Origin of the sequence: Micromonospora musae (genome assembly GCF_003626545.1) — a bacterium.
GTDB lineage: Bacteria > Actinomycetota > Actinomycetes > Mycobacteriales > Micromonosporaceae > Micromonospora > Micromonospora musae.
The window spans coordinates 333991-358607 of the sequence record NZ_RAZS01000004.1 but is presented as its reverse complement, the minus strand read 5'-3'; the positions used below and the strand labels follow the sequence as shown (position 1 = coordinate 358607).

At 73.1% G+C, this 24617-nt stretch carries 23 protein-coding genes; 16 read left to right on the top strand and 7 right to left on the bottom strand.

The genetic code is table 11. The features are described 5' to 3' along the window. Positions 1-185: 185 nt before the first annotated feature. On the top strand, positions 186-1292 hold the full coding sequence (locus D7147_RS13435) for a D-alanine--D-alanine ligase family protein (protein ID WP_120677335.1): 1107 nt from the start codon (positions 186-188) through the stop codon (positions 1290-1292). Positions 1293-1351: 59 nt separating this feature from the next. On the opposite strand, the gene D7147_RS13430 is transcribed toward D7147_RS13435, so the two are convergent. Then, complete coding sequence (locus D7147_RS13430) at positions 1352-1987, bottom strand: DUF3515 family protein (protein ID WP_233563151.1); 636 nt, start codon at positions 1985-1987, stop codon at positions 1352-1354. Between the two features lie 9 nt (positions 1988-1996). After that, on the bottom strand, positions 1997-2230 hold the full coding sequence (locus tag D7147_RS13425) for an Lrp/AsnC ligand binding domain-containing protein (protein ID WP_120328532.1): 234 nt from the start codon (positions 2228-2230) through the stop codon (positions 1997-1999). A gap of 146 nt (positions 2231-2376) precedes the next feature. Here D7147_RS13425 and D7147_RS13420 point away from each other — a divergent pair, with 146 nt between their 5' ends. Beyond that, the gene (locus D7147_RS13420) at positions 2377-3315 is read left to right on the top strand and encodes a thiamine-phosphate kinase (protein WP_120677331.1); all 939 of its coding nucleotides are present in this window, start codon (positions 2377-2379) and stop codon (positions 3313-3315) included. Positions 3316-3333: 18 nt separating this feature from the next. Further along, positions 3334-3801, top strand: a complete 468-nt coding sequence (locus D7147_RS13415; protein WP_120677329.1) for a GNAT family N-acetyltransferase — start codon at positions 3334-3336, stop codon at positions 3799-3801. Between the two features lie 69 nt (positions 3802-3870). On the opposite strand, the gene D7147_RS13410 is transcribed toward D7147_RS13415, so the two are convergent. Both D7147_RS13410 and rpmB read right to left on the bottom strand, forming a co-directional pair. Beyond that, positions 3871-5124, bottom strand: a complete 1254-nt coding sequence (locus tag D7147_RS13410) for an ATP-grasp domain-containing protein (protein ID WP_233563122.1) — start codon at positions 5122-5124, stop codon at positions 3871-3873. Positions 5125-5308: 184 nt separating this feature from the next. Further along, positions 5309-5500, bottom strand: coding sequence for a 50S ribosomal protein L28 (gene rpmB, locus D7147_RS13405; RefSeq protein WP_013284551.1), 192 nt, complete (start codon positions 5498-5500; stop codon positions 5309-5311). Positions 5501-5722: 222 nt separating this feature from the next. Between rpmB and D7147_RS13400 the strand changes: the two genes are divergently transcribed. Together D7147_RS13400 and recG are read left to right on the top strand one after the other, a co-directional pair. Continuing rightward, on the top strand, positions 5723-7366 hold the full coding sequence (locus tag D7147_RS13400) for a DAK2 domain-containing protein (protein WP_120677325.1): 1644 nt from the start codon (positions 5723-5725) through the stop codon (positions 7364-7366). Between the two features lie 36 nt (positions 7367-7402). After that, positions 7403-9601, top strand: coding sequence for an ATP-dependent DNA helicase RecG (recG, locus tag D7147_RS13395; protein ID WP_120677323.1), 2199 nt, complete (start codon positions 7403-7405; stop codon positions 9599-9601). A 129-nt stretch (positions 9602-9730) separates the two neighbouring features. On the opposite strand, the gene D7147_RS13390 is transcribed toward recG, so the two are convergent. Further along, a complete protein-coding gene (locus tag D7147_RS13390; RefSeq protein ID WP_120677321.1) occupies positions 9731-11233 on the bottom strand; it encodes an LPXTG cell wall anchor domain-containing protein in 1503 nt (500 codons plus the stop codon). Positions 11234-11546: 313 nt separating this feature from the next. Here D7147_RS13390 and rsmD point away from each other — a divergent pair, with 313 nt between their 5' ends. The 8 genes from rsmD to mutM all read left to right on the top strand — a co-directional run bounded on the left by rsmD (position 11547) and on the right by mutM (position 16927). After that, the gene (gene rsmD, locus D7147_RS13385; RefSeq protein ID WP_120677319.1) at positions 11547-12110 is read left to right on the top strand and encodes a 16S rRNA (guanine(966)-N(2))-methyltransferase RsmD; all 564 of its coding nucleotides are present in this window, start codon (positions 11547-11549) and stop codon (positions 12108-12110) included. Continuing rightward, a complete protein-coding gene (gene coaD, locus D7147_RS13380; RefSeq protein WP_120677317.1) occupies positions 12107-12595 on the top strand; it encodes a pantetheine-phosphate adenylyltransferase in 489 nt (162 codons plus the stop codon). The genes rsmD and coaD overlap by 4 nt, the downstream gene beginning before the upstream one ends. A gap of 208 nt (positions 12596-12803) precedes the next feature. Then, positions 12804-13301, top strand: a complete 498-nt coding sequence (locus D7147_RS13375; RefSeq protein WP_120677315.1) for an SPFH domain-containing protein — start codon at positions 12804-12806, stop codon at positions 13299-13301. A 109-nt stretch (positions 13302-13410) separates the two neighbouring features. Next, positions 13411-13974, top strand: a complete 564-nt coding sequence (locus tag D7147_RS13370; protein WP_120677313.1) for a YceD family protein — start codon at positions 13411-13413, stop codon at positions 13972-13974. 5 nt (positions 13975-13979) lie between these two features. Then, a complete protein-coding gene (gene rpmF, locus D7147_RS13365) occupies positions 13980-14153 on the top strand; it encodes a 50S ribosomal protein L32 (RefSeq protein ID WP_076470490.1) in 174 nt (57 codons plus the stop codon). 128 nt (positions 14154-14281) lie between these two features. Continuing rightward, entirely contained in the window at positions 14282-15250 is a 969-nt protein-coding gene (locus D7147_RS13360) for a phosphate acyltransferase PlsX (protein ID WP_233563121.1), read from the top strand. Further along, the gene (gene rnc / locus D7147_RS13355; protein WP_233563120.1) at positions 15247-16077 is read left to right on the top strand and encodes a ribonuclease III; all 831 of its coding nucleotides are present in this window, start codon (positions 15247-15249) and stop codon (positions 16075-16077) included. The genes D7147_RS13360 and rnc overlap by 4 nt, the downstream gene beginning before the upstream one ends. Next, the gene (gene mutM / locus D7147_RS13350) at positions 16070-16927 is read left to right on the top strand and encodes a bifunctional DNA-formamidopyrimidine glycosylase/DNA-(apurinic or apyrimidinic site) lyase (RefSeq protein ID WP_120677839.1); all 858 of its coding nucleotides are present in this window, start codon (positions 16070-16072) and stop codon (positions 16925-16927) included. The genes rnc and mutM overlap by 8 nt, the downstream gene beginning before the upstream one ends. Before the next feature lie 11 nt (positions 16928-16938). On the opposite strand, the gene D7147_RS13345 is transcribed toward mutM, so the two are convergent. Next, entirely contained in the window at positions 16939-17790 is an 852-nt protein-coding gene (locus D7147_RS13345) for an endo alpha-1,4 polygalactosaminidase (RefSeq protein ID WP_120677837.1), read from the bottom strand. Between the two features lie 171 nt (positions 17791-17961). Further along, positions 17962-19416 carry a CAP domain-containing protein gene (locus tag D7147_RS13340; RefSeq protein ID WP_407663337.1) on the bottom strand — a complete coding sequence of 485 codons (1455 nt, stop codon included), beginning with the start codon at positions 19414-19416 and terminating at the stop codon, positions 17962-17964. 372 nt (positions 19417-19788) lie between these two features. Between D7147_RS13340 and D7147_RS13335 the strand changes: the two genes are divergently transcribed. The 3 genes from D7147_RS13335 (at position 19789) to D7147_RS13325 (ending at position 24576) form a co-directional block, all read left to right on the top strand. Then, the gene (locus tag D7147_RS13335; protein ID WP_076470495.1) at positions 19789-19983 is read left to right on the top strand and encodes a hypothetical protein; all 195 of its coding nucleotides are present in this window, start codon (positions 19789-19791) and stop codon (positions 19981-19983) included. 379 nt (positions 19984-20362) lie between these two features. After that, entirely contained in the window at positions 20363-23959 is a 3597-nt protein-coding gene (smc, locus tag D7147_RS13330; protein WP_120677306.1) for a chromosome segregation protein SMC, read from the top strand. After that, complete coding sequence (locus D7147_RS13325; RefSeq protein WP_120677304.1) at positions 23956-24576, top strand: HAD family hydrolase; 621 nt, start codon at positions 23956-23958, stop codon at positions 24574-24576. Before smc ends, D7147_RS13325 begins: the two co-directional genes overlap by 4 nt. The last annotated feature ends 41 nt before the right edge of the window (positions 24577-24617 follow it).

Here is a 24617-nt window from a genome sequence, read left to right as displayed (position 1 = left end):
TGGGGTGGCCGGAGGTACGCGCACCCGTGCCGACGCACGACCACTCTGAGTGATTACTCACCGTAAGCGTCAGCTGACCGGATTCGGCGATCACTGCGGCTCGTCCGGTATCACCCGCAGCTCCCCACCACGCACAGTAAGGTCACCGGTGAGCCACCAGCGCCGCCGACCGGAGAGGTGACCCAGTGACCACCCCTGGCAAGACCCGCGTGGCCGTCGTCTTCGGCGGTCGCAGCCCGGAGCACGGCATCTCCTGCGTCAGCGCCGGTGGCGTCATCGGCGCGCTCGACCCGGACGAGTACGAGGTGGTGCCGGTCGGCATCACCCGGGCCGGGCAGTGGGTGCTCACCGGCGGCGACCCGGAACACCTCGCCATCCAGGCCCGGCAGCTGCCGGAGATCACCGCGGAGTCCGGCGTCGACCTGGTGCTGCGCGCCGACCCCACCGGGAACGGGCTGATGGTGCTCGACCAGGCCGAGGGGCCCCGGGCGCTCGCCGACGTGGACGTGGTCTTCCCCGTCCTGCACGGCGCCTACGGCGAGGACGGCACCATCCAGGGCCTGCTGGAGATGGCGGGCATCCCGTACGTCGGGGCGAACGTCTTCGCCTCGGCCGCCGCGATGGACAAGGAGTTCACCAAGAAGCTCTGTGCCGCCGAGGGCATCCCGATCGGCCCGTACGCGGTGCTGCGCAACGGGATGACGTTGAGCGAGGCCGACAAGGAACGGCTGGGCCTGCCGGTCTTCGTCAAGCCGTCGCGGGCCGGGTCGTCCTTCGGCGTCAGCAAGGTGAACGACTGGTCCGAACTGGACGCCGCGGTCGCCGTCGCCCGGGAGATCGACCCGAAGGTGCTCGTCGAGGGTGCCATCGTCGGGCGTGAGGTCGAGTGCGGTGTGCTGGAGGGGGAGGCCGGCGGCAGCCCGGAGGCGTCGGTGCCCGCTGAGGTCCGGCTCGTCGCCGACCACGAGTTCTACGACTTCGAGGCGAAGTACATCGACTCCGCGCAGTCCTGCGAGTACTACGTCCCGGCCGACCTGCCGGAGCGGGTCACCCGCCAGGTCCAGGAGTACGCGATCCGTTCCTTCACCGCGCTCGACTGCTCCGGGCTGGCCCGGGCCGACTTCTTCGTCACGCCGGAGCTGGAGGTCTACCTCAACGAGGTCAACACCATGCCGGGCTTCACCCCGACGTCGATGTTCCCGCAGATGTGGGCCGCGTCGGGGCTGGAGTACCCGAAGCTGGTCGACCGCCTCGTCCGCACCGCCCTCGCCCGGGGCGTCGGCCTGCGCTGACCCCGGCTACCTCCGAGTTCGCGCCACCCCCACCCGTCGGGCACTCGGCCCGGGAGAGGTCAGCGGCTGCAGCCGGCGGGGATGTCGCCGCCGGAGGGCACCGCCGCGACGATCGTGTCCGAGATCGGCGGCACCCACTGCAGCGCCGCCCCGTACTCGCGCGGCACCCGCACCACGATCGCGGTCTCCCGGTCGACGGTGGTGAGCACCGTCGCGTCCGGCTGCTCGTCCGCGTACCAGCAGACCTTGTTGACCGAGTAGACGTCGGAGGTGGGCGGCAGGGCCGGCTCGGCGCCCCCGCAGGCCAGGGAGATGGCCGGGTCGCCGTACGCGGCGTTCTGCTCCGGCCCGGCGGTCACCGGGCGCTGCGGCAGGTCACGGACGGTCGGTGGCAGCTGGGAGAGCAGCGCCCGGCAGAGCGTGGCCGGCCGGGCGGCCAGCGCCGGGGCGGCCATCTCGACCGGTGCGGTCGACTGCGGCCGGGCGGCGGTGGCCGACGGGCTCGGCTCGGGGGCCGGAGCGTCCGGGGCGAGCTGGACGAGGACGAGCACAGCCACCAACAGCGTGACCGGCAGCGCGATCACCGTCGCGATCAGGGCGGCCCGCCGGTTCGTGCCCTCCGGGCCACGCGGGGCGTCCGCGGGCGCCTCGTCGGGCTGCTCGTCGGCGGGGTCCTCGACCGGAGACCGAGTGATCCTGTCCACTTACAGCCGCACCACGGAGCAGGTGAGGGTGCGGGTGATGCCGGGCACCATCTGCACCTTGCTGACGATCAGCTTGCCGAGTTCGTCGACGGTGTTCGCCTCGGTGAGGACGACCACGTCGTACGGGCCGGTGACAGCGTCGACGCGGACCACGCCGGCGAGGTCCGCGATCCGGCCGGCCACGTCACGCGCGCGGCCGACCTCGGTCTGAATGAGGATGTACGCCTGAACCACGACTCGACCTCCCTCCGTCGCCGCGTCGAGCGGCCCGAAGGGTGAAACTACCCTACGGTGCAGGTCCGATCCCTATCGGTGGTCGAGGAGAAGCGTTGGGCGAGCACGGCAGGGCCGGGCAGCAGGAGCGGAACGAGGATGGCGGAGTGAGCGTCGCGGCGGTCGGTGAGTTCGGGTTGATCGAGCGGGTGACCGCCCGCCTGCCGGTCGGGCCGGCCACCCTGCTGGGCCCCGGTGACGACGGGGCGGTGATCGCCGCGCCGGACGCCCGGGTGGTGGCGTCGACCGACGTGCTGGTCGAGGGGCGGCACTTCCGGCGGGACTGGGGCAGCGCCCGGGACATCGGGCACCGGGCGGCGGCGGCGAACCTGGCCGACATCGCGGCGATGGGAGCCGCCCCCACCGCGCTGCTGGTCGCCCTCTGCATGCCCCCGGAGCTGGAGCTGAGCTGGGCGGAGGAGCTGGCCGACGGGCTGGCCGCCGAGGCGGATGCGATCGGCGCGAGCGTGGTGGGCGGCGACATGTCGGCCAGTCCCACGCTCACCATCGCCGTGACGGCCCTCGGCGACCTGGGGGGACGGGCGCCGGTACGCCGCGGTGGTGCTCGTCCCGGCGACGTCGTCGCCCTCGCCGGCCGGACGGGTCACGCCGCCGCCGGGCTGACCGTGCTCTCCCGCGGCTTCCGCACCCCCCGGCTGCTGGTCGAGGCGTACCGCCGGCCCGAGGTGCCCTACGCGGCGGGGCCACAGGCCGCCGGGCTGGGCGCCACCTCCATGATCGACGTCTCCGACGGGCTCCTCGCCGACCTGGGGCACGTGGCGAAGGCCAGCGGGGTCGCCGTCGACGTCCGGCGGGACGCCTTCGAGGTGCCTCCGCAGATGCGCGACGCGGCGCAGGCGCTCGGTGCCGACCCGTACGACTGGCTGCTCGGCGGTGGCGAGGACCACGCGCTGGCGGCCACCTTCCCGCCGGACGTGGAGCTGCCCGCGCAGTGGCGGCAGATCGGCGTGGTGACGGCCGGTTCGGGGGTGACGGTCGACGGGGCCGAGTACGCCGGCTCGCCTGGCTGGGACCATTTCCGCTGATGGTCGTACCCTTTGCCGGTGAGTGAGATCGACATCCGCACCGTGCCGTTCGACTCCCCGGTGGCGCAGCAGCTCATCCGGGCGGTCCTGGCCGACCTGGCCGAACGTTACGGCGGCAGCGGCGACGAGACGCCGGTGGACCCGGCCGAGTTCGTTCTGCCGGACGGCGCGTTCCTCGTCGCCCACCTCGACGGGGCGCCGGTCGGCTGCGGCGGCTGGCGCAGCCATGGCGAGGAGGGCGACACGGCCGAGCTGAAGCGGATGTACACCGCACCGGAGGCGCGGGGGCGCGGGGTGGCCCGGACGGTGCTGGCGGCGGTCGAGCGCTCGGCCCACGACCACGGGCGCAAGCGGATGATCCTGGAGTGCGGCGACCAGCAGCCCGAGGCGATCGCCATGTACACCGCGGCCGGTTACCAGCGCATCCCGAACTTCGGCTTCTACCGGGACTCGCCGAACTGCATCTCGTTCGGCCGTACCCTCTGATCGCGGTCGATCCGACGCCGTAGCCGATCCGAGGCCGCGGCCTGCCGGCGGCGCCGGTGGGCCCCCGGCTCAGCCGGTGACGATCTGGATCTGCTCGGCGGCCTTGGCGGCCGCCGAGGTGGCCTCGGTGGGGTCGACGCCCCAGGCCATCACGTGCCCGCTGCGGGCCAGCGAGTTGGTCACCTCGCCGACCGACGCGCCGACCGTGACGTCGAACTGCACGTTGAGCACCCCGGCGACCCGCCGGGCCGCCCGTACGCCCTCGATGGTGTTGACGGTGCCCGGCGGGGCGACCAGGAACTCCACCGCCGCCCCGCCGGTCGTCCGGGTGGGGAGGGTGGGCCGTTCGCCGCGCAGCGTCCGCAGGTACGCCTCGATGAACCCGCACTCGTAGGCGATCGAGATCAGCGCGGTGATCATGTCGCCGGGGAGTCGCGCGGCGCACTCGACGAGGGTCGGCACGCCGTCGACCATGATCCACTCGCTGTGCAGTACGCCGGTGCGGAAGCCGGCGGCCCGGCCCAGCCGGGTGGCCGCGTCGAGCAGCGCCTGCCGGGCGTCGTCGGGCAGGAGGGTCGGCACGGTGTGCCCCGACTCCACCGGTCGCCGTCCGAGCAGCACCCGCTTGTCCGTCACGTTGCCGAAGAACACCTCGCCGTCGGCGACCAGCAGCTCGACGCTGTGCTCCCGACCGTCGAGCACCTGCTCGACCAGGACGGCGGTGGGCAGCCCGCGATCGACCACCTCCGGGGTGTCCGCCGGGTCGGCGGTCTCCGCCCAGGCGTCGGCGACGTCCTGCGGATCGTCGAGGATCTGCACGCCGAGGCTGCCCGAGCGGCGGGTCGGCTTCAGCACGCAGCGGCCGCCGTGGCGGCGGGCGAACGCGGCAGCCGCGGCCGGGTCGTCGACCAGCTCGAATGCCGGATTGGCGAGACCGACCTTGGCGGCCAGCAGCCGCATCCGGTGCTTGTCCGTGAAGATGTCGGCGGCGGCGCTTCCGGCGCCGGGCAGGCCGAGCGCGTCGGCCAGCCGGGCGGTCGCGCCCACCGCCCACTCCGTGCCGGGCATCACCAGCCGGGCGGCGGCGAGCCCGGGCTCGCGCGCGATCAGCGCGTCGGCGTCCAGGCCCGTCTGGTACTCGGCGGCGACGAGTCGGGAGATGAAGGGCATCTGCTCGGCGAGGCGATCGACGTCCCGGCGGCCGATCACGTCGGGTTCCTCGATGAGCACGACGCTGTCGGCGGGTAGATCGTCGGCGAACCAGCGCAGCATGCCGTGCGAGGCGCCGATGATGATCATGTGCTCCCGGCCCAGGTCCTGCACGGCCCGTCCCTCCCCGTGGGCGCCGCGCCGGACGATCCGGCGCTCGGCGCAGGGAGACCTTAACCGGACGCACGGCATCGGTCTATGCGTCGTCAGCTACCTGTCAGACCGCGCGAACACGACAAGGCCGGCGGACCAAAGTCCGCCGGCTGGTCGTGATCAGGTGTGGTCGGCTACCGCCGAATCAGGCGCGGGTCACCTTGCCGGCCTTGATGCACGAGGTGCAGACCTGCAGCTTCTTGGTGGTGCCGCCACCGGCCGGGGTACGCACCGACTGGATGTTCGGGTTCCAGCGGCGGTTGGTCCGCCGGTGCGAGTGGGACACGTTGTGGCCGAAGCCCGGTCCCTTGCCACAGACGTCGCACACGCTAGCCACGGGATACTCCTGAGATTGAAACGTTCATGAGGTCGCCGGTTGTAGGTGCTGCCCGGGCAACCTGGTCAGGTTACCCGATGACCGGCGGGCCTGCCCAACCGGGCCGCGCGCGACGAGCGCCGCCACCCGGCCTGGCCGGAGCCGCCGACCAGGATAGCGGGCGGCCGGGGACACGCCGGACGAGCCCGGCGGCTGTCCGACTCCGCCAGTAGGCTTCTCGCCGTGCTGGACACCCTCGACGCCGCCGCGGTCCGCCGCTGGTGCGCGGACGGGTTGGCCGCGCTCAAGCGGCACCAGACCGAGATCGACCGGCTGAACGTCTACCCGGTGCCCGACGGCGACACCGGCACGAACATGGTCCTCACGTTGACCTCGGCCCAGCAGGCGCTCGCCATGGACCTCGACACGCTCCCCGACGGCGAGGTCACGCCGCACGGGCACGCGCTGCGGCTGATGGCCCGGGGTGCCCTGCTCGGCGCCCGGGGCAACTCCGGAGTGATCCTCTCGCAGATCCTCCGCGGTCTCGCCGACGCGGCCGGTGCGGAGCCGGTGGTGCGGGGGCATGCGCTGACCTCGGCGCTGCGGGACGCGACCGCCGCCGCCTACCGGGCGGTGGCCCGGCCGGTGGAGGGAACCCTGCTCAGCGTGGTCGCCGCGGCGGCCGCCGGGGCCGAGCGCGCGGAGACCGACGACCTGTGTGCCGTGGCCGCGGCGGCGGCCGAGGAGGCCGCCGTGGCGCTGGCGCGTACCCCCGAGCAGCTGCCGGCGCTGGCCCGGGCCGGCGTGGTCGACGCGGGCGGCCGCGGGCTGTGCCTGCTGCTGGACGCCCTGGTCGAGGTGGTCACCGGGGAGCGTCCGGCCCGGTCGACGCCCGCGCCACGGGCGGCCGCGCGGCCCGCCACCGCCGTCCGCGAGACCGGTTCCGACCAGTACGACTACGAGGTGCAGTTCCTGCTCGACGCCGACCCGGAGGCCGTCGACCGGCTGCGCGACGCACTCGACGCGCTGGGCGACTCCCTCGTGATCGTCGGGGACGGTGTCGCCGGTACCGGCACCTGGAACGTGCACGTGCACGTCAACGACGTGGGCGCGGCGATCGAGGCGGGGGTGGTCGCCGGTCGGCCGCACGGGATCTCGGTGACCCGGTTCGCCGACCAGAGTGCGCCGATGGTGCCCGCGACGACCGACCAGAGCGCAGCGACGGCGCCCGCGACGGCGGGCCGGTCGGCGGTGGTGGTGGCGCCCGGGGCCGGGATCGCCGAGCTGTTCCGCGGCGAGGGCGCCACCGTGGTGCCGGGCAACCCGTCCACCGGTGAGCTGCTGGACGCGATCCGGGCCAGCGGGGCCGCTCGGGTCGTGGTGCTGCCCAACGACGCGAACACCGAGGCGGTGGCGAGCGCCGCCGCGAAGGAGGCACACCGGCTCGGGGTCAAGGTCAGCGTGGTGCCCACCCGCTCCCCGGTGCAGGCCCTCGCCGCCCTGGCGGTCCGCGACCCGGGACGCCGCTTCGAGGACGACGTCATCGCCATGGCCGAGGCGGCGGGCGCCTGCCGCTACGCCGAGGTCTGCCACGCCAGTCGGGAGGCGCTCACGGTGGCCGGGCCGTGTCAGCCCGGCGACGTCCTGGCCCTGGTCGAGGGGGAGGTGCACCTGATCGGCGTCGATCTGGTCGACACCTGTGTCGCGATGGTCGACCGGATGCTCGGTGGCGGCGGTGAGCTGGTCACCCTGATCTCCGGTGCCGACGCCCCGGACGGGCTGGTCGACGCGGTGCGCGCGCACGTCGGGCGGCGCTGGCCGTTCGTGGAGGTGCAGGCGTACCCGGGCGGCCAACCGCACTATCCGCTCCTGGTGGGGGTCGAATGAGCGAGCGAAACGTCAGGTTCGGTGTGGAGGTGCCGCATGAGTGAACCGGCCACGGTGGACACGCCGCTGAAGAAGCTGGTCGGGGAGAAGACGGCCAAGGCTCTGGCGACCCACCTCGACCTGCACACCGCCGGCGACCTCGTCTACCACTTCCCGCGCCGCTACGACGAGCGCGGCGAGCACACCGACATCCGGTCCCTGGACGTCGGTGAGGACGTGACGGTGCTGGCGCAGGTGCAGCGCACCGCGGTGCGGCCGATGCGCCAGCGCCGGGGCAATCTCCTCGAGGTGACCGTCGGCGACGGCTCCGGCGGCGTCCTCACCCTCACCTTCTTCGGCAACCAGGCGTGGCGCGAGCGGGAGCTGCGCCCCGGGCGATGGGGGCTCTTCGCCGGCAAGGTCACCGAGTTCCGGGGCAAGCGGCAGCTCAACGGCCCGGATTACGTCCTGCTCGGCGAGGGCGGCGAGGGCGAGGCGGCGGCGAACGAGGAGGTCGAGGAGTTCGCCGGCGCGCTGATCCCGGTCTACCCGGCCGCCGCGGCGCTGCCGACCTGGGTGATCGCCCGGTGCGTCCGGGTCGTCCTGGACACGTTCACCCCGCCGGAGGATCCGCTACCGGCGACCGTGCGGGCGAGCCGCAACCTGGTGGGCATCGGGCCCGCGCTGCGGGAGATCCACCGGCCCTCCAGCAAGGAGGAGCTCTACCGGGCCCGGCGTCGGCTCAAGTGGGACGAGGCGTTCGCCGTGCAGCTGACGCTGGTGCAGCGCAAGCACCGCGCCGCCGACTGGCCGGCGAAGGCCCGGGCGCCGCGCGCCGGTGGGCTGCTGGACGCCTTCGACGCCCGCCTGCCGTACGAGCTGACCTCGGGGCAGCAGACCGTCGGCCGGGAGATCGCCGCCGACCTGGCCACCGCCCACCCGATGCACCGGCTGCTGCAGGGCGAGGTCGGTTCGGGCAAGACAGTGGTCGCGCTGCGCGCGATGCTCCAGGTGGTCGACTCCGGCGGGCAGGCCGCGCTGCTCGCGCCGACCGAGGTGCTGGCCGCCCAGCACTACCGGGGCATCCTCGAACTGCTCGGCCCGCTCGGTCGGGCCGGCGAGCTGGACGCCGCACCCGACGCGACCGGGGTGGAGCTGGTCACCGGCTCGCTCGGCGCGGCCGCGCGGCGGCGGGCGCTCACCGAGGTGGCGCAGGGGCGCGCCGGCATCGTGATCGGCACCCACGCCCTGCTCTACGAAGGGGTCGACTTCGCCGACCTGGGGCTGGTGGTCGTCGACGAGCAGCACCGCTTCGGGGTGGAGCAGCGGGACGCGTTGCGCGCCAAGGCCGACCAGCCGCCGCACGTGCTGGTCATGACGGCCACCCCGATTCCGCGCACCGTGGCGATGACGGTCTACGGCGATCTGGAGATCTCCACCCTCTCCCAGCTGCCGCAGGGGCGTTCGCCGATCGCCTCGCACGTGGTGCCGGCCGCCGAGAAGCCGGCCTTCCTCGACCGGGCCTGGCGTCGGCTGCGCGAGGAGGTCGCCGCCGGGCACCAGGCGTACGTGGTCTGCCCGCGAATAGGCGAAGGGCCGCAGAGCGACGAGGAGGCGCCCCGGGAGGACGACTCCGGACGGCGTCCACCGCTCGCGGTGACCGAGGTCGCGCCGCTGCTGGCCGAGGGGCCGCTGCACGGGCTGCGGATCGGCGTGCTGCACGGCCGGCTGCCGGCCGACGAGAAGGACGCGGTGATGCGCTCCTTCGCCGCCGGGCAGATCGACGTGCTGGTCGCCACCACGGTGGTAGAGGTCGGGGTCAACGTGCCGAACGCGACAGTGATGGTGGTGCTGGACGCCGACCGGTTCGGCGTGTCCCAGCTGCACCAGCTGCGGGGGCGGGTCGGTCGGGGTTCGGCGGCGGGGCTGTGCCTGCTGGTGAGCGAGGCGTTGGAGGGCAGCCCGGCCCGGGAGCGGCTCGACGCGGTGGCCTCCACCACCGACGGTTTCAAGCTCGCCGAACTCGACCTGGAGCAGCGCCGCGAGGGCGACGTGCTCGGCGCGACCCAGTCCGGGCGCCGCTCGCACCTGCGCCTGCTCTCCCTGCTGCGCGACACGGACCTGATCCGCGACGCGCGGGCCGAGGCCATCGCCCTGGTCGAGGAGGACCCGGAGTTGGTGGGGCACCCGGCGTTGGCCGCGTCGGTGGCCGCCCTGGTCGACGAGGAGCGGGCCGAGTACCTGGAGAAGGGCTGACCGGCCCGCTCTCCGGCTCGTAGACGTGGGTGAGGTGCCCGCACCGGGGATGGTGTGCCGGTACGCCGAGGGCGCGCCGACCTGATGGTCGACGCGCCCTCGGTTCGATTCAGTTCAGTTCAGCGATGCTCAGGCGGTGAAGCGCAGCTTGCGACGACGCGCCACCAGGAACAGCACCACACCGGCGGCCAGCAGCACGGCCGCACCGGCGATGATGGCGCTGGTGGCGGCACCGGTCACGGGCAGGCCCGGCTCCTCGCCGCCGCCACCGCCGCCGCCGCAGTCACCCTCGGGGGCGTAGACGGCCTCCAGCTGCAGGTCGAGTTCGGGGAGCGCGACCGTGGCCTTCTCGTCCTTGCCGGCCTTGAAGGTCACCGTCTCCGACTTGCCCGGGGCGACGGTACGGGTCTCGGTCTTGTCGCCGTAGCTGAACTCCACCTTGACCGGCAGGCCACCCTCGGGGTTGGTCGCGGTCAGCGCGAAGTTCTCGCAGTCCGCCTTGGTGGTGATGGCCGGCAGCGGGCAGTCCTCGGGGCGCTCCCACGAGTACGTGCCGTTCTCGATCACCTTGCCGTCGACCAGCACCTCGATCTTGCCGGCGTTCTCGGCGGGCACCACGGTGCCGTTGTCGGCCTTGCCGGACTCGACGGTGACCTTCTTGGACCAGCCGTCCTCGCCCTTGACCTCGAACTCCACCGGGTACTTGCTGGTCTTGCCGTCGTTGGTCAGCGAGACCGTGACGGTGCCGTCGCAGTTGGACGCGAAGGTCGTGGCCGGGGTGGTGCAGCTCTTGTCGCCGCCGTTGTACCAGCCCTGCGGGCCCTTCGACCGGTTGCCCGGCGCGCCCGGGGAGCCGAGCTTGATGTTGCCGTACCGCTCGCCGTCCTCGACCAGCGGGTCGATGACCTCGTCCACGCCGCCCCAGAGCAGGTCGACCTGGGTGTGGCAGTTCGGGATCTCGACGTTCAGCTCGATCTCGGTCTGGGTGCCGCCGATCCAGTCACTGTCCGGCGTGCCGTAGACGTACTGCGGGGTGGCGAACTGCGGCCGCGGCGCGAAGTACGAGACCAGCGTGAACCACTGCTTGCTGTCCTCGCAGAGCGGCAGGTCACCGTCGAGCTTGACGGTGGCGGTGCCCTTCGGCCCGTCGAAGGTGTGGCTGTAGTTCGCCTTGCTGGCGTCCACACACTTCGGAGCCGGGTTGCATGGCTGGTCGACCGGCAGGTTGATGCTGCCGTCGTTGTCGGCCTCCTGGCCGTTCGCCTCCCAGAGGCCGTGCACGGCGAGCTTGGCGGTCTTGGTGTCGCTGGGCACCCGCTGCACGGCCTCGATGGTGCCGGCGTTGCCGACGACGGCGCCCTGGAGCGGCTTGGTCTCGTCCGTCTTCAGGTTGACCGGGGTGTTCGGCTCGGCGGTGACCCGCTGGAGCGTGACGGCCTTGTTGCGCTCGCTGTTCTCGACGCTCCAGGTGATCACTCGCTCGCCGGAGAGCTGGTCACAGTCGACGGTGGCCTTGATGGTCGTGTGGTGTGCGCTGGCCGGGGCGGCCACCGCGACGGTCCCGATGAGGCCGAGCAGGGCGGCTCCCAGGACAGCCAGCGGCCGCCGCAGCGACAGCTTGGGACGAATCACGCGTACTCCCGGGGTGAAAAAGAGTTCGGGGGTGTCGGCGCGGAGGATGGTCGGACGGTCGCTGACGAGCGACGCACGTCCGGTTGACGGGCCTCCCCATTTGCGCCGTGGCCGGTGCATTACCGGCACCGCCGAGACCCTAGCGAGATCGTCGCCTGGGTTACAGCGCACAGCATCCGTTAAGACCGATGTTATGGATTTGAGATCGTTGATGTACGACAAGTGATCTTGCCGTCACTCTGACGCGGTCGGCGGTCGGTCCCGCCGCTTCCCGGTCGTCGCGTAGCGTCGTGGGTATGGACAGGGAGAGGCCGTGACCCGGATCGTGGCGGGGACGTTCGGTGGACGACGGCTCGCCGCACCGCCCGGCTCCGGTACCCGACCCACCTCCGACCGGGTGCGCGAGGCCCTGTTCAGCGCGGTGCAGACCGAGATCGATCTGGTCGGAGCGCGCGTCGCCGATCTCTACGCCGGCTCCGGAGCCGTCGGCCTGGAGGCGCTCTCCCGGGGCGCGGAGCACGTCCTGCTGGTGGAGGCCGACGCCCGGGCCTCCCGAGTGATCAGGGAGAACGTCGCCGCCCTCGGCGCCGGCCCCGCGGCCCGCCTGGTCACCGGCCGGGTGGCCACGGTGCTCGCCGGTGGGCCGGAGGGTGAGCCGTACGACGTGGTCTTCGCCGACCCCCCGTACGCCGTCACGGACGAGGAGATCACCGCGATGCTGACCGCGCTCGTGGAGCACGGCTGGCTGGCGCCCGACGCGCTCGTGGTGGTGGAGCGGTCCAGCCGGGGCGCCCCGCTGGGCTGGGTGCCGGGGGTCACCGGCGAGCGCAGTCGCCGTTACGGCGAGACCACTCTTTGGTACGGTCGCCGATCATGAGACGTGCGGTGTGTCCCGGTTCCTTCGATCCGGTCACGAACGGACACCTCGACATCATCGGCCGGGCGAGCCGCCTCTTCGACGAGGTGATCGTCGGAGTGTTGATGAACCAGTCGAAGAGTGGTCTGTTCACCGTCGAGGAGCGGATCGACATGCTCCGCGAGGTGACCGCCTCGTACGGCAACGTCCGCGTCGAGTCCTTCCGCGGGTTGCTCGTCGACTTCTGCCGGGCCCAGCAGGCGAGCGTGCTGGTCAAGGGCCTGCGGGCGGTCAGCGACTTTGACTACGAGCTGCAGATGGCGCAGATGAACATGGGGCTGGCCGGCGTCGAGACGCTCTTCATGCCCACCAACCCGCTCTACTCGTTCCTCTCCTCCAGCCTGGTGAAGGACGTGGCCAAGTGGGGCGGCGACGTCTCGCCGCACGTGCCCGACCGGGTTCGCACCGAGCTGCTGACCCGACTCTCCCCGCCCACGCGTTCCTGACCCCGCCCGGCCCGGGCGGCCTCTGCGGTGATTCGCCCCGGTTCGGGGTTTCCGGTCGGCCCGGCCAGCCGGGAGAACGGCGGCACGGCGCGCCGAGCCGCCGGGGAGAGCGGTCCGGCCGTGCCGCGCGCGATGATGGGTGGAGCGGGAAACTGGCCGTAGCCCGCATCATGTAGATCGGCCGACGAACGACAGGAGTGAGGTACCGGTGGACCCGCTCGATCGCATCGACGAACTGATCGCCATGGTGGAGACGGCGCGGTCCGTCCCGATGTCGCGGAACAACTGCATGGTCGACCGCGGCGAGATGATCGCCGCCCTGGACGAGATGCGCGCCGAACTCCCCGCCGACCTGCGTCGCGCCGCCGCGTTGTTGGACGAGCGCGACAAGATCATGGAGGCCGGAAAGCGAGAGGCCGACCGGATCATCAGCGAGGGTGAGGCGGAACACGCCCGCCTGGTCTCGGTGAACGAGATCACGGTCTCCGCCGAGCACGAGGGCGCGCGGATCATCGCCGAGGCGCGGGCCGAGGCCCAGCGGCTGCGTGAGGAGGTCGACGACTACGTCGACACCGCCCTGGCCAACTTCGAGCAGTTCCTGACCAGGGCGCTCGCCTCCATCGAGCGTGGCCGCGACAAGATGCACGCGCTGCGTGAGATCGGCACCTTCGCGGGTGACGAGGCGGAGCGGCCGCTACCCTTCTGAGCGGCACCACAGCCGGCCGACAGGTGAGGTGGGCGTCGCCCCCGGTTCGACGGTCCGGCGGTCGCCCAGGTAACCTCGTTTGTCGGCCTCGTACGGCCGGAGTCTAACTATGCCTAAACACACGCCAAGCACACTCGACCCCAGGTCGCCGCTGGTCCTCGACACGAGGGACCTGCCGCGTCGGCCTGGCGCGTTGCGTACGGTCAAGCGGGTGGTGCCGGCACCGGAAGACCTCGGCGTGGAGCTGATCGGCGTGCCGGAGGGCGCGGACCTCGACCTCGATCTGAGGTTGGAGTCGGTGTCCGAGGGTGTGCTCGTCTCCGGGACCGTCAGCGGTCCCCTCCGCGGCGAGTGCAGCCGCTGCCTGCGCGAGATCAACGACTCGATGGCCGTGACGATCCAGGAGCTGTACGCGTACGAGAACAGCACCACGGACACCACGACCGACGAGGACGAGGTGGGCCGGATGCAGGGCGATCTGATCGACCTGGAACCGGCGTTGCGGGACGCGGTGGTGCTCACGCTGCCGACCAACCCGCTCTGCCGGGAGGACTGCCCAGGCCTGTGCCCCGAGTGCGGGGTGCAGTGGGACGATCTGCCGGCCGACCACAGCCACCAGCAGATCGACCCGCGATGGGCGAGCCTGTCGCAACTGACCCGTAAAGAGGAGTAAGAACCGTGGCCGTCCCCAAGCGCAAGATGTCGCGCAGCAACACCCGGTCCCGCCGGGCGCAGTGGAAGACCGCGGCGGTCGCGACCGTGGCGTGCCCGCAGTGCAAGTCGCCGAAGCTGCCGCACGCCGCCTGCTCCGTCTGCGGCACGTACAACGGCCGTCAGGTCCTCGAGGTCTGACCGGACGCCGAGTGACGCCCCCGACCCCTGGTCGGGCGGCGCGCGCACCCTGGCAAACGCCCGGTGCCCCGGCTCCCTCCGACGCTGGCCGGTCCGTTCCGGCCGGCGTTCCGACGGAGCCGGGCACCGTGCGGATCGCCGTTGACCTCCTCGGCGGGGATGACGCTCCCGACGTCGTGGTTGACGGCGCTCTGCGGGCAGTACGCGCTGATCCGGACCTGCATCTGCTGCTCGTCGGTCCCTCCGAGGCCGCCGACGTGGTGCTCGCTGCCCTGGACCCGGTGAACCGGGCCCGGATAGCGGTGCGCCCGGTCCGTGCCGCGGTCCGGATGTCCGACCACCCCAGCGCCGCCCGCGACGCGAGCACGGTACGCGACGCCGTCGCCGCGGTACGCGATGGAACCGCCGACGCCCTGGTCTCCGCCGGCTCCACCGGCGCCACCGTCACCGCCGCGGCGCTCGGTCTCGGTCGCTGGCCGGGAATTCGTCACCCCGCCCTCGTCGCGACCCTGCCGGCGCTCACCGGTCCCGTCGTGCTGCTCGACGTGGGCGGCTCCCTGGAGCCCCGCGCGGGGGTGCTCGCCCGGCACGCCGTGCTCGGCGCCGCGTACGCCGCAGTGGCGCACGCGGTCGACGCGCCCCGGGTCGGACTCCTCTCCGTGGGCACCGAGGCGGGCAAGGGCGACCGTGTCCGGCGGGCCGCCGATCCCGTGCTCGCCGCCGAGCCGCTGCCCCGCAACGCCCGCTACGTCGGACTCGTCGAGGGGTACGACGTCTCCTCCGGCGCGCGCGCCGACGTGGTGGTCACCGACGGGTTCACCGGTAACGTGCTGCTCAAGGCGGTCGAGGGCGCATATGCGATGGCCGGCGGTCCCCCGGCCGGCGGTGGCGCTCCCCGGGCCGCGGCTCTGCTCGGCGTCGCCGGCACGGTGGTGGTCTGCCACGGCGCCGCCACCGCCGACGACGTCGCCTCCGGCATCGCGCTCGCCGCTCACCTGTGGCGCCAACGCGCCGCCGACCAGGTGGCCGCATTGCTCGCCGGGCACGCCCTGAAGGGCCATGATCACATCAACGACACCGAGGTAACCACACCATGAGCAACGACAAGCGGCGACGGGCGCCCGTCGGTCACCTCGAGGCCGCGTTCGGCATCTCGTTGGACCCGGAGCTGCTGGAGCGCGCCCTGACGCACCGCTCGTACGCGTACGAGAACGGCGGCCTGCCCACGAACGAGCGGCTGGAGTTCCTCGGCGACTCGGTCCTCGGCGTGGTGATCACCACGGCGCTCTTCCACAACCATCCCGACCTGCCCGAGGGGCAGCTGGCCAAGCTTCGGGCCAGCGTGGTCAACATGCGGGCCCTGGCCGACGTGGCCCGGGGCCTCGGCCCGGAGGGGCTGGGGGCCTACCTGCTGCTCGGCAAGGGCGAGGAGACCACCGGCGGCCGGGACAAGGCGAGCATCCTCGCCGACACGCTGGAGGCGCTGCTCGGCGCGATCTACCTCCAGTACGGCCTGGACACCGCCGCCACCGTGATCCACAAGCTCTTCGACCCGCTCATGGCGGAGTCGGCCGGACGGGGCGCCGCGCTGGACTGGAAGACCAGCCTGCAGGAGCTCACCGCGGCGCTCGGGCTGGGTGTGCCGGAGTACCGGATCGAGGGCACCGGGCCGGACCACCTGAAGACGTTCACCGCCTGGGTGGTGGTCGCGGGCAACCGGTACGGCGGCGCCGAGGGGCGGAGCAAGAAGGAGGCCGAGCAGCGCGCCGCCGAGGCCGCCTGGCGGACCCTCACCGAGCAGGCGGAGCGGACCGGGCAGGGCGACTCCGACGGCGACTCGGACGGCGAGCGCGCCGAGACGGAGAGCGTCGCGGCCGACCGGGCGGGTGGCGACGCCGCCGGAACGGACTCGCCCCGTGCCTGAGCTGCCCGAGGTCGAGACCATCCGGCAGGGGCTCGCCCAGTGGGTGACCGGACGCCGGATCAGCACCGTCGAGGTACGCCACCCGCGGGCCGTGCGGCGGCACGTTCCCGGCGGCGTGCACTTCGCCGACGTGCTGGCGGGACGGACGGTGCTGGACGTACGCCGCCGGGGCAAGTATCTGTGGCTGCCGCTGGACAGCGGCGACGCGGTGGTGGGGCACCTCGGCATGTCCGGTCAGCTGCTGATGCAGCCCGCCGACGCGCCCGACGAGACGCACCTGCGGGTCCGGTTCCGCTTCGACGACGGCGGCCCGGAGCTGCGCTTCGTCGACCAGCGCACGTTCGGCGGGCTCGCGGTGAGCGAGGGCGGGGCGGAGCTGCCCGCCGAGATCTCGCACATCGCCCGGGATCCGATGGACCCGCTCTTCTCCGACGCGGCCTTCGTGGCGGCGCTGCGCCGGCGGCGTACCGAGGTGAAGCGCGCGCTGCTCGACCAGACGCTGATCTCCGGCGTCGGCAACATCTACGCCGACGAGGCGCTCTGGCGGGCCCGGCTGCACGGCACCCGGCCCACCGACACGCTCACCGGTCCGGCCGCCCAGCGGCTGCTCGGGCACGTCCGCGACGTGCTCGGCGAGGCCATCAAGTCCGGTGGCACCAGCTTCGACACCCTCTACGTCAACGTGAACGGGGAGAGCGGCTACTTCGAACGGGCGCTCAACGCCTACGGGCGGGAGGGCGAGCCGTGCCCGCGCTGCGGCGCCCCGATCCGCCGCGAACCGTTCATGAACCGCTCCTCGTACAGCTGCCCGCGCTGCCAGCCGCGGCCCCGAGCGTCGCTCCGCGGCTGATCGCCGCAGGGTCAGCCGTCGGGGTATCCGCGGGTCACGCAGGGGTCGCGCCAGGCGTCGAGGGCGGGCTGCTTGCGGATCGAGGCGAAGCCGTAGCCGACGGTGACGACGCAGAACTCCTCGGTCGAGCCGGTGTACTCGACGTGGAAGACCGGCTTGCCGGCGTCGACGAAGGGCAACAGCTTCTCGCACTGGTCGAGCCGTACGCACTCCTCGTTGACCGCGAAGTCGAAGTCCGGGGCGAGCGCGGCGAGCTGCGGCACGTCGTTCATCAGCCCGGGGGAGAGGTCCAGGGACCGGGCGAGCGCTGCCAGCCGGCGGTTGAAGTGCAGCTGGTCGTCGAAGCCGAGGGGGAAGCCCGAGCGGTACAGGTAGGCGTCCGCGTCGGCCAGCGCCACCGCGCCGAAGCCCTTGCCGCGACAGAGCCGCAACCGGTCGGCCAGGGCCGGTTCGAGCGCGTCCCAGCGCCGTACGTCCAGCCAGCGGCTCTGCGGGCGCCGGCCGGCCGCGCCCTGGGCGCTCTCCGGGAAGCGGTCGGCGTCCGGGTCGTCGGATCGTACCGACGCGACGTGCACCTGGCAGACCAGGCGCCGGTCCCGGGCGCGCAGCTCGGCGGTCTCGGCGGAGGTGGTACGGGCCGCGTCGAGCAGGAAGACGTCGGCGTCGACGTCCGGGTCGACCGGGCCGGTGAGCTGCCACTGCCACTGCCAGTGGCGGGCCGACGCGGCCGGCCAGGGGGTCGGTGCCCCGGGTGGGGTCAGCTCGACCCGGCAGGCGCAGACCGGGACGAGCAGGATCAGCGTCGCGCCAGCGGAGAGCGCTCGGCGTAGCCGGACGGCGCGTCGTCGCAGCCGGATCCGCATCGGCAGCTCCCGGGTCCCGGGCGGCGCCCTCGCCGCCCGCACCGGTACGCCGCCTCACGCGGGCGTACCTCACCGGGTGAAACGAGCGCGGACCCGAGTACGACTCGCCGGTGCACGCGACGACGCCCCACTCGCAGTCGAGTGGGGCGTCGTGCCGGTGTTCGCCGACGGTCAGCGCGGCGCGGCGAAGACCTGCGTCCAGTACGGTCCGTTGCTGTTCGCGATCCCCACGCCGATCTCGGTGAACGCGCAGTTCAGGATGTTGGCCTTGTGCCCGGGGCTGTTCATCCAGGCGTCCATCACGGCGGCCGGGTTCTTCTGGTTCCAGGCCACGTTCTCGCCGTAGGTGCGCCACTGGTAGCCGACCCGGTCGATCCGGTCGCCGGGGTCGCTGCCATCGCTGCCGGTGTGCGACATGTTCTGGTGGTCGGCCTGGTCCTGGCTGTGCCGCTGGGCGGCGGTCATCAGCTTGTCGTCGATGGTCAGCGCCTTGCAGCCGGCCTTGGCCCGCTCGGCGTTGACCAGGTCGACCACCTCACGGGCCTGGGCGCTGACGCCGCCGCTCGGGGCGGTCGTCGTGCCGCCGCCGGTGCTCGGTGCGCTGCTCCGCTCGGCGTTGCGCCGGGAGGGGGCGGTGGTCCGGTTCGCCGACGGGGTGGGCCGGGTGGTTCGGCTCGCCGAGGGGGTGGGGCGGGCGGTGCTCGGCGAGGCGGTCGGGGCCGCGGAGGTGGTCGCCGGGACCGGGGCCGCGTCGGTGGGCAGAGCCGGTGCGGCGGCGACGGTGTCGTCGACGGCCGTCGGGTCGGCCGGGGTGCCGCCGCCTCCCGGGAGCGCGAGCGCGCCGACGCCGAGGCTCACCACCAGGGTGGCGGCCGCTGCGGCGCCGCCGATGATCAGTGGCCGGGGGATCCGCCGCCTGGAGCGGTGCCGCCCCTCGACGCCGCTCTCTCCGGCGACGGCGTCGTGCTCCGGCCCGCCGGTGCCGTCCGCCGGGATCGAATACAGCGGGGCGGTGTCGTCGACGGCGGGCTGTCGGGAACCGGTCGCCGGCTCGACGCCCCACCGCTCCGGCCGTACGCCGTACGTGGAGTGCTCGCCGGGGTGACCGGAGGACCAGCCGTCGGTACGGCCGACCGGATCCCCGGACCAGCCGCTCGGCTCGCTGGACCGGTCGCCGAAGCCGGCGGTGTGCTCGTCCGGTCGGATCTCGCCGGTCCAGCCGGCGGGCGCGCTCGCACCGGTCTCCTCGACAGGCCACCCGCCGGGTCGTTCCGCCGACCGGTGGGTGGGTTCCTCCGCCGACCGGCCATGGTGCGACGCGGACCAGGGCGCGGCCTGCTCGGGCCGGTCGCGGTAGGGGTCCGACTGCAGGCCCTGCGGCGTCGGTCCGGCCGCCGCCCAGTTGGTGGTCGGCTCGTCCTGCCACCCAGCCGTCGGCCGGTCGTCGCGCCAGGTCTCCGCGGGATGCCGCTCGGGCCAGGCGTCGGCCGGCCCCTCGGGGTCGTCGCCGAAGAGGTACGCCGACCGTGGTGCCGGACGGTCGGTCAGCCAGGCCGGTTCCTCGATCGGTGTCTCCGGGCGCCGCTTCGCGCCCTCCGGGTCGTTCGGGTCGGTCCAGCGGTACACGCCTGTCGCCTCCACGGGTCGGTTGCGGGCCGCGCTGACGCTACGGGTGCGCTACGACCTGCGGCAACGTGGCTAAGAAAGAGTTAAGGGGATAGCGGACGCCGCGGGGCAGAGTTCGGAGACAACGTAGGCGTACCGTTAAGGCGTCCGGACAGAGCGTGTCCGTGCCTCGTGGCAGCCCCCAGCGAGTGGACAGGTCGACGTAGAGATGATCTACGGCCTGCGAAAACTTGACGACTAGGGGCTTTGCGGCCAATATATAGGTGTCGCCAGTCGCGCCCGGCCATGCCCAGATACAGCCTGGAATGGTAGTCGCGGACACATGGGCGCGCGTTGGCCGGCCTTTCCGGCAGCGCATATCAAGGAGTCAGCATGGCGAAGGCCCTCTACGGCCACGTAGGTGCAGCGCCCGACCGGCGTCTGCTCGACGAGGTCACCCGACTGCGTGCCAGGGTTCAGGCCCTGGAGTTCGAGCTCACGCGACTGCGTGCCGAGAATGATCGGCTCGCCGCCGCCGCCAACGAGGCGGACGATCTGCTCCGGCTCGCCGAGCCCGCGCTCACCTGATCATCGCGTCGGGAAAACTGAATCGCACCACGCAAAAAGCGCGCCGACACGACTGTGCCGGCGCGCAACTTTGTCTTCGCGACTTTCCGATCTCCCATTTCTCGATCTTGCCGCCGTACCGGTCCGTGTGGCACTCGTCACCGAGGGAAACGGTGGCTGAATCCGCCGTGCGAATAGCACTTGTCTTTACCGGCGGTCGGGAGACGATGGCAGTCGCGCCGGGCCCGCCACAGGATCCCGGCCGGCCCCTCTGCGGGCCGGGCGCGCGTAGCGGGGCGGGTCGCGTACCCGAGCCCCGGGTCCGCCGGGTTAGTCTGCCAGTTCACCAGGTCCGCGCAGCCGGCGACGGTACGGCGGCCAACGGACGAGGATCGAGAAGGTGTATCTCAAGAGCCTGACGGTGAAGGGATTCAAGTCCTTCGCCTCCGCCACGACGCTCAAGCTGGAGCCGGGGATCACCTGTGTGGTCGGCCCGAACGGCTCCGGCAAGTCCAACGTCGTCGACGCCATCGCCTGGGTGCTCGGCGAGCAGGGCGCGAAGGCGCTGCGCGGCGGCAAGATGGAGGACGTCATCTTCGCCGGCACCGCGGGCCGGGCACCGCTCGGCCGGGCCGAGGTCACCCTCACCATCGACAACACCGACGGCGCGCTGCCGATCGAGTACACCGAGGTCTCCATCACCCGCCGGATGTTCCGCTCCGGCGAGAGTGAGTACGAGATCAACGGTGACTCGTGCCGCCTGCTCGACATCCAGGAGCTGCTCTCCGACTCCGGTATCGGCCGGGAGATGCACATCATCGTCGGGCAGGGCCGCCTCGACGGCATGCTGCACGCCAAGCCGGAGGACCGGCGGGCCTTCATCGAGGAGGCGGCCGGCGTCCTCAAGCACCGCAAGCGCAAGGAGAAGGCGCTGCGGAAGCTCGACGCGATGCAGACCAACCTCAACCGGCTCACCGACCTCACCGCCGAGCTGCGCCGCCAGCTCAAGCCGCTGGGCCGGCAGGCCGAGGTGGCCCGCCGCGCCGCGGCCATCCAGGCGAACCTGCGCGACGCCCGACTGCGGCTGCTCGCCGACGACCTCGCCACGCTCCGTACCACCCTGGATCGGGAGATCGCCGACGAGACGGCGGTACGCGAGCGACGCGAGCAGGTCGAGGCCGAGCACGCCGAGGTGCAGCGGCGCCTCGCCGAGCTGGAAGCCGCCCTCGCCGAGGACGCCCCGCTGCTGGCCGCCGCGCAGGACACCTGGTACAAGCTCTCCGCGTTGCAGGAGCGGTTCCGCTCCATCGAGCAGCTGGCGCTTGAGCGGCTGCGACACCTCAGCGCGACCCCGGACGACGAGCGCCCCGGACGCGACCCGGACCAGCTCGAGGCGGAGGCCGAGCGGGTACGCGAGCAGGAGGAGGAGCTGCGCGCGGCGCTCACCGACGACCAGATCCGGCTCGCCGAGGCGGTCGAGCACCGGCAGGAGCTGGAGCGGCAGCTCGCCGCCGCCGAACGCGAACTGGTCGCCGCCGCCAAGGCGATCGCGGACCGGCGAGAGGGGCTGGCCCGCCTCACCGGTCAGGTCAACTCCGCTCGGGCCCGGACGACCAGCGCCGGCGAGGAGATCGAACGACTCGCCGCCGCCCACGCCGACGCGCTCGGCCGAGCCGAGAAGGCCCAGGCCGACCTGGACGCGGTGGCCGCCCAGTCGACCGAGGCGGACCGGGACAACGCGGATCTCGACGAGCGGCACGCCGAGGCGGTGGCCGTCCACGAACGGGTCCAGGCGACCGTCCGCTCCCTGACCGACGCCGAGCGCGCCGCGGAGAAGGACGCCGCCACCTGGAAGGCCCGGGAGGAGGCCCTCGCTCTCGGCCTGCGCCGCAAGGACGGCGCCGGCGCCCTGCTCGCCCGGGCCGGCGACGTGCCGGGCCTGCTCGGCAGCCTCTCCGGGCTGCTCACCGTCGCGCCGGGACACGAGGCGGCGCTCGCCGCCGCGCTGGGCGGCCTGGCCGACGCGGTCGCGATGACCGGCGTCGACGAGGCCGTCGAGGCGATGCGGCTGCTGAAGATCTCCGACGCCGGCCGGGCCGGCCTGCTGGTCGGCGGCCCAGCCGGCCCGGGAATGGACGGCCCGGCGGACGCGCTGCGCCCGAAGCTGCCCGACGGTGCCCGCTGGGCCCCGGACCTGGTCGAGTGCGCCGAGCAGCTCCGGCCGGCGGTGCACCGCGCGCTGCGCGACGTGGTGCTCGTCGACGATCTCGAAGCCGCCGCCGAGCTGGTGGGCGAGAACCCGGAGCTGCGCGCGGTCACCCCCGACGGTGACGTGGTCGGGGCGTACGCGGCGGCCGGCGGGTCGGCCAAGGCGCCCAGCTACATCGAGGTGCAGGCCGCCGTCGAGGAGGCCCGGGCGAACCGGACGGTGGCCGAGCACTCCGCGGCCGAGCTGCGGGAGCAGCTCGTCGAGGCGCGGACCGAGGTGGCCGCCGCCAAGGAGGTGGTGCAGCACGCCGCCGCCGCCAAGCGGGAGGCGGAGAGCCACCGCAACGCCGCCGCGAGACGGCTGGCCGAGCTGGGCGCGGCAGCCCGTTCGGCGAAGGCGGAGTGCGATCGGCTCGGCGAGTCCCAGGCCCGCGCCGAGTCGGCCCGCGAGCGGGACCTGTTGGCCCTGGCTGAGCTGGAGGAGCGGCTCCGGCTGGCCGAGGAGACGCCGATCGACGCCGAGCCCTCCACCGACGAGCGGGACCAGCTCGCCGCGATGGTGCCGCGGGCACGGCAGAACGAGATGGAGGTCCGCCTGGCGGTGCGTACCGCCGAGGAGCGGGTCGCCTCCATCGCCGGCCGGGCCGACTCCCTGCGTCGGCAGGCCAACGCGGAGCGGGCGGCGCGGGAGCGGGCCGCGGCCCGGCGCGCCGCGCGGACCCGGGGGGCGGCGATCGCGCGGGCGGTCGCCGGGGGTGCGCGCGAGGCGCTGGTCCGCCTGACCACCTCGATCGCCGCGGCCGAGGAGCGGCGCGACGAGGTGGCGCGGGAGCGGGCCGCCCGGGAGGCGGAGCTGCAGGAGGTACGCGGCGCGGCCAAGCGGTTCGGCGCCGAGTTGGAACGGCTGACCAGCCAGGTGCACCGGGACGAGGTGGCCCGCGCCGAGCAGCGGCTGCGCATCGAGCAGCTGGAGGCGAAGGCGGCGGAGGACTTCGGTCTGGACGTGGAGACCCTGGTCGCCGAGTACGGGCCGGGCCAGCTCGTGCCGCCCACCCAGGTCGACGTCGACACCGCCGAGCGGGACGGCCTGCCGGTGCCGGAGCCGGTCCGCTACGAGCGTCCGGTGCAGGAGAAGCGGGCCGCCAAGGCGGAGCGCGAACTGGCCCTGCTCGGCAAGGTGAACCCGCTGGCGCTGGAGGAGTTCGCGGCGCTGGAGGAGCGGTACAAGTTCCTCTCCGAGCAGCTGGAGGATCTCAAGGCGACCCGCCGGGACCTGCTCACCGTGGTCAAGGACGTCGACGAGCGGATCCTGGAGGTCTTCGCCGACGCGTTCGCCGACACCGCCCGGGAGTTCGAGCAGGTCTTCGAGGTGCTCTTCCCCGGCGGTGAGGGGCGGCTGGTGCTCACCGACCCGGAGGATCTGCTCACCACCGGCGTGGAGGTGGAGGCCCGGCCGCCGGGCAAGAAGATCAAGCGTCTGTCGCTGCTCTCCGGCGGGGAGCGGTCGCTGACCGCGGTGGCGATGCTCGTGGCGATCTTCCGGGCCCGGCCCAGCCCGTTCTACATCATGGACGAGGTCGAGGCGGCCCTCGACGACGTGAACCTCGGTCGGCTGATCACGCTCCTCGCCCAGCTGCGGGAGAAGAGCCAGCTCATCGTGATCACGCACCAGAAGCGGACCATGGAGATCGCCGACGCGCTCTACGGAGTGACCATGCGTGGCGGGGTGACCCAGGTGATCAGCCAGCGGCTCAACCGGGCCGATGACGGGCAGGAGAAGAACGAGTGAGTCGGCAACGCGCGACGGCGCTCCTGGTGGATTTCGACGGCGTACTGCGGCGCTGGGATCCGGCGGTCGCCGCCGGGGTGGAGCAGCGTTACGGCCTGGCCGCGGGGGTGCTCGTCGAGATCGCGATGCAGTGGGGGCGGCTCCAGCCGGTGCTCACCGGGCAGGTCAGCCACGCCGACTGGATGACCAGCGTGGTCGACGCCCTGACGGAACCGGCCGGCGGCGCGGAGCGCGCCCGGGCGGCGGTCGAGGAGTGGCAGAGCTACCGGGGCGAGGTGGACACCGACGTGCTCGGCCTGGTCCGCGAGGCGCGGGCCGGGGGCATTCGGGTCGGCCTGGCCACCAACGCCACCGACCGGCTGGAGGAGGACCTGGCCGCGCTCGATCTGACCGGCGAGTTCGACGCGGTGATCAGCTCGTACCGGCTCGGGGTGAACAAGCCGGCGAAGGAGTACTTCCAGGCCGCCTGCCAGGCCGTCGCCGCCCTGCCCGACCGGGTGCTCTTCGTCGACGACGAGGACTGGTCGGTGCGGGGCGCTCGGGCGGCCGGGCTCTCCGCCCACCGCTGGAACGGCCCCGGCGACCTGCGTTACCTGCGCGCCGCGCTGGCGTTCTAGGGTCTGTTTCCTGAGGATCGGCAGCGTCGGTGCCGCGGGGC

Bases quoted from the DNA above. Each gene is read 5' to 3' on its own strand.
- recG (WP_120677323.1), top strand. From the start codon at position 7,403: ATGAGTGAACCGGCCACGGTGGACACGCCGCTGAAGAAGCTGGTCGGG.
- coaD (WP_120677317.1), top strand. From the start codon at position 12,107: ATGAGACGTGCGGTGTGTCCCGGTTCCTTCGATCCGGTCACGAACGGA.
- D7147_RS13370 (WP_120677313.1), top strand. From the start codon at position 13,411: ATGCCTAAACACACGCCAAGCACACTCGACCCCAGGTCGCCGCTGGTC.
- rnc (WP_233563120.1), top strand. From the start codon at position 15,247: ATGAGCAACGACAAGCGGCGACGGGCGCCCGTCGGTCACCTCGAGGCC.
- D7147_RS13345 (WP_120677837.1), bottom strand. From the start codon at position 17,790: ATGCGGATCCGGCTGCGACGACGCGCCGTCCGGCTACGCCGAGCGCTC.
- D7147_RS13335 (WP_076470495.1), top strand. From the start codon at position 19,789: ATGGCGAAGGCCCTCTACGGCCACGTAGGTGCAGCGCCCGACCGGCGT.